Here is a 5582-nt window from a genome sequence, read left to right as displayed (position 1 = left end):
TTTTGACAACCGGTATCAGCAGCTATCTGGTCGGAATCATTGATTCATTCGTCAACGAGTTTGGTATATTGATTTTAATCGGTATCCAATGTATCATATTCGCTTGGTTTTATGGAGTGGAACATTTCCTTCCAGCCTTAAACGAGCATTCAACATTCAAGGTTGGAAAGACCTGGACTTTCGTAATCAAATACCTGCTTCCAGTTGTTCTTGTAATAATGTGGGCAATCGGTATTGTCACACTCTTCTCCACAGCTAAGCAATTTGAAATAATCGTTGATTTGATAATTATTGTTGCGGTGCTTGTTTCAGCATTCATATTGTCTAAAATCAAGCCGTCAAGTGAATAATTTATATTATTCACTCTTTTTTTTTAATGGACTCTTAAAATTCCGTCAACCTTGTCAAAATCATCGTCAAATGATAATATTTCATAGATATCGTTTTCTTTCATGGTGTGGATTGCGGTGCAGTCTGCCAGGGACAGTGTTCCGTTAAATTGGAGATAATATCTGAGTGACTCTTCAAGCAGGGTGTCAGACTTGAAAATTGTGAAGTTGTCCCTGATGTATTTGAAGGCCATATATCCGACCTTTCCTCCGTGACAGCTTCCAATGATGTTCAACGATTCTATAATCATCGCTTCTGTAATCATTTTTTCTTCCGATTTCAGCTTTTCAAGCAATCTTACTGCATCGCCATGCCACTGGTCCTTTTCGACTATCAATGCAATAAGGTATGATGCATCTACAAATATCAAGCTATCACCATTTCAATCCTTTTGATCCTCTTTTTTTTATTTCAACGCTGTTGTAGGGAAGTTCCTTTTTGATAAGTCCGGTAATGTCTTCTTCTGTAACTTTCTTTTCAATTTTCAATAGTATACCCTCTTCTGTGCTTGTCCATGAAATTTCATCGCCTGCAGATATATCATAGTGTTTTCTGAAATCCGCAGGAACCACAACCTGATTTGAAGAACTTACCTTTGTTATTGCATACATGGTAATCACTTTAAATTTTATAAAGTATTTTATATTTTATAAAATATTTATAATTTTACTTTGTATTTTGTAATTTTTAAAGTAAATTCCCAAATATTTTTTAGGTTATTCGATACATATTATGTAATACTTTTTTACATATGCCTATTATTGAGATGTGACTGTATGATTCTGCACAAATTCTGATGAATAATCGGCTTATCTATTCTTTTTCATCTATACTCATGACATTTGAATCAACATTTTTTAAACTACAAATTATTTTAATCATAGTTTGCTTTGATTAAATGGGTGGTTTTAAAAATAAGATATTGAATAATCATCTCTGATTTTAAGGAAATGTCATTTAATTTTTGAGCAGTTTTTAAAAAAATAAGTGAGGTTATTGAAGACCTCTAGTATGTTGTGTATGCATCATAGGCGGCATATGCCGAATATGCAAAGCTTATGAGGTGGCCAAACATATTGTTTGCAAAAAAATAAATGAAAATATTCAAAAGAATCAGGATAACAAACATTATGATTCCTTTTTTCTTGTATCCGTTGATGGCCTGGCCAAGACCAGGTATTATAAATGAGAGAACTCCATTTACTAAAGCGTCACTTTCCATAGTATCAATTTCCTTTTTTTCAAAAAGAGTCTTTAAAGTCTAGGGATATGATCCCTAAACTTAAACTAAAATAATTTTTTTAGTGTAACCAAAGGTTACAATTAATGGTTTAAGTCGGATTCTATTTAAATATTTTGCAATTTGGGGATTCCTAATTTTTAGGCAATAGTTAAATTTCATATGTGGGCATTTTTTATGTTATTGCAGCAGATTAAAAAATCAGTCATTGTTTTTTTTAATCAGCTCCTCCAGCTTGTCCAGCTTTTCATTCATGTCGTCCATTTTGGAATTGAAATGGGTTATTAGGATTGCCGCTGTCAATGTGGATGTTCCCACTCCGGATAGCAGATATCCTCCCCAAACCAGAATCAGCGAATTTATTTTTCCGGGGATGGTATGGCCCAGCACTGCATATCCGTTACTGGTAAATGCATTTGAAACCATGACAAGTGAATCAAGGGGATTTACGGATTCGGCGACTTGTGTCACCAAAAAGCTTATGAATATTATTGCAAACAGCAGGATTATGGTTATTCCGAGTCCGTTTGATTGGGTATACTCTCTGAATTTGTCGTAATACAGTTTAATGAAGTATATGAGTATCGGTATGTGGAGAAAGTCAACCAGTCCGATAAGGCTGTTTCCGAATACGATGAATGTCAGCGAACCGAAAGGAATCAGCAGAATTAAAATGGCCTTGTTTTTATGCAAGCTCTTGTCAAGGGTGACTGCAAGATATAGCGAAAGGGCAATGTCGAATGCAGAAAGGTAATATACGTCGCTTCCGACAAAAACCAGGGTATACAATATGTCTGCAAAAATCAGGCCCATCATTATAAGGAAAAATGCCTGCCTCAGGGAATGGATTTCTTCCACAGGGAGGTATTCCTGGGGATTTAAAAGTTTATGATTGCTTTTTGTGATTTTTTTGGATAGGTAACTTCCAATGACTACCAATGCCACGAAAATAATCACTTCAGCAAATAAATAAACAAGCCTGATATTTGTAAGGTCCACCATGATCACCAATATGATATTTGAATTTGCAGCTATTAATAATTTACTTGAAAAATAAAAAAGGAGGTACTCTAGAAGTATTGAGTACCGCTTGTTGGGTTTAAATTAATTCCCTGTGTTGAAATCAGGTCGTCCATTGCGTTATATACCTCCACACGTGCGAAATCAGGATATTTTGAGTATGCATCAGCGCTTGCAATGCTTACATATCCGTCGGATTGGATTGTGGTTCCGACATAGTTTCCATGATTCAGGGCGACGCCGTCACGGAAATAGAAAATCTTGATTCCGACAGGCTCTCCTGCATGGTCAATGCCCAGGTATATCCTCGCATAGGTCTTGTCTTCATCTGCGCTTCCTGTTGTAAATGAACCTCCTCCGATCATGATAGGGTCAACCGGAGTGAATGTCACGTTTTCGCTCTGGTCCTGGGTGTCATTTCTAATCTGCTCGATGACTGTCTCAACAGGGGTCTTGTTTTCAACTGTTGTTTCAACAGGAGCCTTGGTTTGCTCTGTTTTTTCTGCTGGAGTGTCGTTTTGTGCTGCAGTGGTATTTTCAACAGGAGTGCTGTTTTCAGCAGGGGTCTCGTTTTTAACGGTAGTGTTGTTTTGTGCCGGTGTGGCATTTGTTGCATTCTTAAGGGTCAGTGCGGATGTGTCCTTGATTTTGGTGGTGTTGAGCATTTTTACAATCAAATCAAGATTGTTTCCGCAGACAATGATATCAGTACCGTTGATTGATTTGACGACCTTGTAGTAGTTGTTCAGCGGGCTGTCCCCAATCAGATAGGTTTTTTGCGAATTGTTCTCTGAGAGAAGCTTTGCGTTTTGCCCGATCAGATTGTCGGTATAGTTGACGGATACCATTATTCCGTCGGTTTCATTGGAGAAGTTTGCATTGTTCTGCCAGAACACCATTCCCTGTCCAACTGCGACCTTGTTGTTTCTCACGGCAAAATTGGAACCCTCAGGAACGTCCATTTCAAAATAGCCGAAATCATGAGTCTTGAGCGGAATTGTATATGCGGTCTGGTTCTGGTTTGAATAGTTAGGCGCAATCGCTACAATTCCGGCCAGGAAAATAACGACAACAGCTATCAGAGCGATAATTATCTTTTTGTCTGTTTGCATTTTTGATACCTCACTAATGATATGTATTTGGTTAGGTGTTATTTATATTTCGTTGGTTCATGTGCTTTTGAGTCGGTATTCATGGCCTTGGATTTGGGAAATAATGTTATGAAAAAACTATGTAATCGATATCGTTTATTTTGTATATCGCTTAATTTCTTAATTAAAATATTTTAAATTTTTATTTATTGAAATCAGAAATATTTAAATAAGTGTTATTATAATATATTTATTTACAGATTTGTATATCGTATTTTATCGATATGAATATTATATAGTAAAATACTTAATGCATTATTTTGGATGATTTGCAAATCCAAGTCTTTTGGATTTCTATTTGGCGTAAATAAAAGCATAATTTGATATGTTCGTGTTGAAATTAATGGAGATGAATATATAGGTGCATAAAAAAGTCCTGATTTTTTGAATGCTCTTGAGGGGGAGATATCGATGGAGATTAAGGAATGTTCCGGTATGAATTTGACAGAATTTATAGGCCCTGAAAGCATCCATCTGGTGGCTGGGCGCTCCAATAATGTTGTGGTTGACGGCAAGGTGTTTTTGCATAACGTAAGGTCAATCCACTTTGCAAACGGCGACGGATATCATGTGGAGTTTGTCTGCTATGACGATGCGTTGAACGTCCAGGAGCTCTACATCTACAATGTGTCTTCAATCATGGTTGAGTCCGTTTATGGGGAACAGAAATTGTTTGGGGATATTCATTTTAGCTGAATCGAGCGGGCCATCTGCTTCAGGTCATCCAGTTCGCTTCCGGTAAGCTGTACGTAATATCCGCCGACTTTCCTCTGGACGATATATGTATTCAGTTCTCCGTCAAAGATGTCAAGGTCACCATCCCTTCCGAGATAGTCATAAATGGAAGTGCCGTCATAGGTTGAAATCCAAACTATCATCAAGTCAGTATCGCCTTCACCTTTATTCGAATAGCCGATAGCCCAGTTTTGGCTTCCTTTGCCTATGCTTTGGTATTCAACGAAATCGGAACCCTTCGGAACAGACATTGTCAGATATCCGAAATCGCATGTTTCAAATTTGGGCTTGCTGTTTTCAATGGAAGTAAACATTGTTGACACGAGGCCAGCCATTATCAATACTATAACAATCAGCAATGCGATAATGATGGTCCTGTTTGTTTTTTTAACGTTTTTTTGTGGAGATTTCATTGGTGAGCCGCAATCAGGACAGAATTCATCGTTTTTGTCTGATTTGCATCCGCAATTTTCACAGTAATCTCCCATATTTCACCTCTATCCGGTTGTAGTTTCAACATTAGGTGCGGCATCGCCGCCTCCATCATCACCACTATCTGGATAATAGCTCATGTCATCTGAATAGTAATCATAATAGTCATAATAGTCATAGTAACCAGACCCTTCCAAATATCCGCTCCAGTAACCTTCTTCGTGCCCGTCAGCAAGACCTAACAGATAATAGTATTCGACTGGATCATATCCTCCAAACTCTGCATTGTCAGATGATGTTTTATTTGTAGTGTTGACAGGTTTGCTTGTTGGGGTAATTCCGAGATTTGCTTGAACGGCTTCGCCAGGTTTTCCAAAGTGAATGGTGTCCAAGACATGCTTGAGTATATTTAAGTCTGCACTTCCAATAATGATATTGTCGTGACTGGTTTCATTTGAAATATTTACAATGTAGAAATGGGTGTCATTGACTGTGTTTTCCTTAATTTGATATCCGTGATAGTTTTCAACATCAGTAGAGCCGTTTAGCAGCATGTCTCTTGCAAGTGCAAAACCTAAACCACCAACAAGGTTTGAATTTTCCTGACTGTTATA

General features: G+C 37.5%; 8 protein-coding genes and 1 pseudogene. 2 read left to right on the top strand and 7 right to left on the bottom strand.

Annotation, left to right across the window (positions count from 1 at the left end; all coding sequences use genetic code 11):
* A pseudogene (locus tag IJI93_RS01695) lies at positions 1-350 on the top strand (sodium-dependent transporter); the annotation flags it as partial.
* Between the two features lie 23 nt (positions 351-373).
* Here IJI93_RS01695 and IJI93_RS01690 read toward each other — a convergent pair.
* From IJI93_RS01690 to IJI93_RS01670, 5 genes are all read right to left on the bottom strand, one after another.
* Positions 374-760 carry a type II toxin-antitoxin system VapC family toxin gene (locus tag IJI93_RS01690; RefSeq protein ID WP_292819017.1) on the bottom strand — a complete coding sequence of 129 codons (387 nt, stop codon included), beginning with the start codon at positions 758-760 and terminating at the stop codon, positions 374-376.
* Positions 761-764: 4 nt separating this feature from the next.
* A complete protein-coding gene (locus IJI93_RS01685; protein ID WP_292819014.1) occupies positions 765-1001 on the bottom strand; it encodes an AbrB/MazE/SpoVT family DNA-binding domain-containing protein in 237 nt (78 codons plus the stop codon).
* 395 nt (positions 1002-1396) lie between these two features.
* Positions 1397-1612, bottom strand: coding sequence for a hypothetical protein (locus IJI93_RS01680; RefSeq protein ID WP_292819011.1), 216 nt, complete (start codon positions 1610-1612; stop codon positions 1397-1399).
* 219 nt (positions 1613-1831) lie between these two features.
* Entirely contained in the window at positions 1832-2632 is an 801-nt protein-coding gene (locus IJI93_RS01675) for a hypothetical protein (RefSeq protein ID WP_292819008.1), read from the bottom strand.
* Between the two features lie 68 nt (positions 2633-2700).
* On the bottom strand, positions 2701-3762 hold the full coding sequence (locus IJI93_RS01670) for a hypothetical protein (protein WP_292819005.1): 1062 nt from the start codon (positions 3760-3762) through the stop codon (positions 2701-2703).
* A 450-nt stretch (positions 3763-4212) separates the two neighbouring features.
* On the opposite strand from IJI93_RS01670, the gene IJI93_RS01665 reads away from it, so the two are divergent.
* Entirely contained in the window at positions 4213-4497 is a 285-nt protein-coding gene (locus IJI93_RS01665) for a hypothetical protein (protein ID WP_292819003.1), read from the top strand.
* Here IJI93_RS01665 and IJI93_RS01660 read toward each other — a convergent pair.
* Both IJI93_RS01660 and IJI93_RS01655 read right to left on the bottom strand, forming a co-directional pair.
* On the bottom strand, positions 4485-5024 hold the full coding sequence (locus IJI93_RS01660; RefSeq protein WP_292819000.1) for a DUF2116 family Zn-ribbon domain-containing protein: 540 nt from the start codon (positions 5022-5024) through the stop codon (positions 4485-4487). The genes IJI93_RS01665 and IJI93_RS01660 overlap by 13 nt on opposite strands.
* Positions 5025-5033: 9 nt before the next feature.
* Positions 5034-5582: hypothetical protein (locus IJI93_RS01655; protein WP_292818997.1), on the bottom strand; the 549-nt coding region annotated here is incomplete at its 5' end.

Origin of the sequence: Methanobrevibacter sp. (genome assembly GCF_017431965.1) — an archaeon.
Classification (GTDB): domain Archaea; phylum Methanobacteriota; class Methanobacteria; order Methanobacteriales; family Methanobacteriaceae; genus Methanocatella.
Note: the sequence above shows the minus strand (reverse complement) of the source record. Positions and strands in the feature narration are given on the sequence as shown.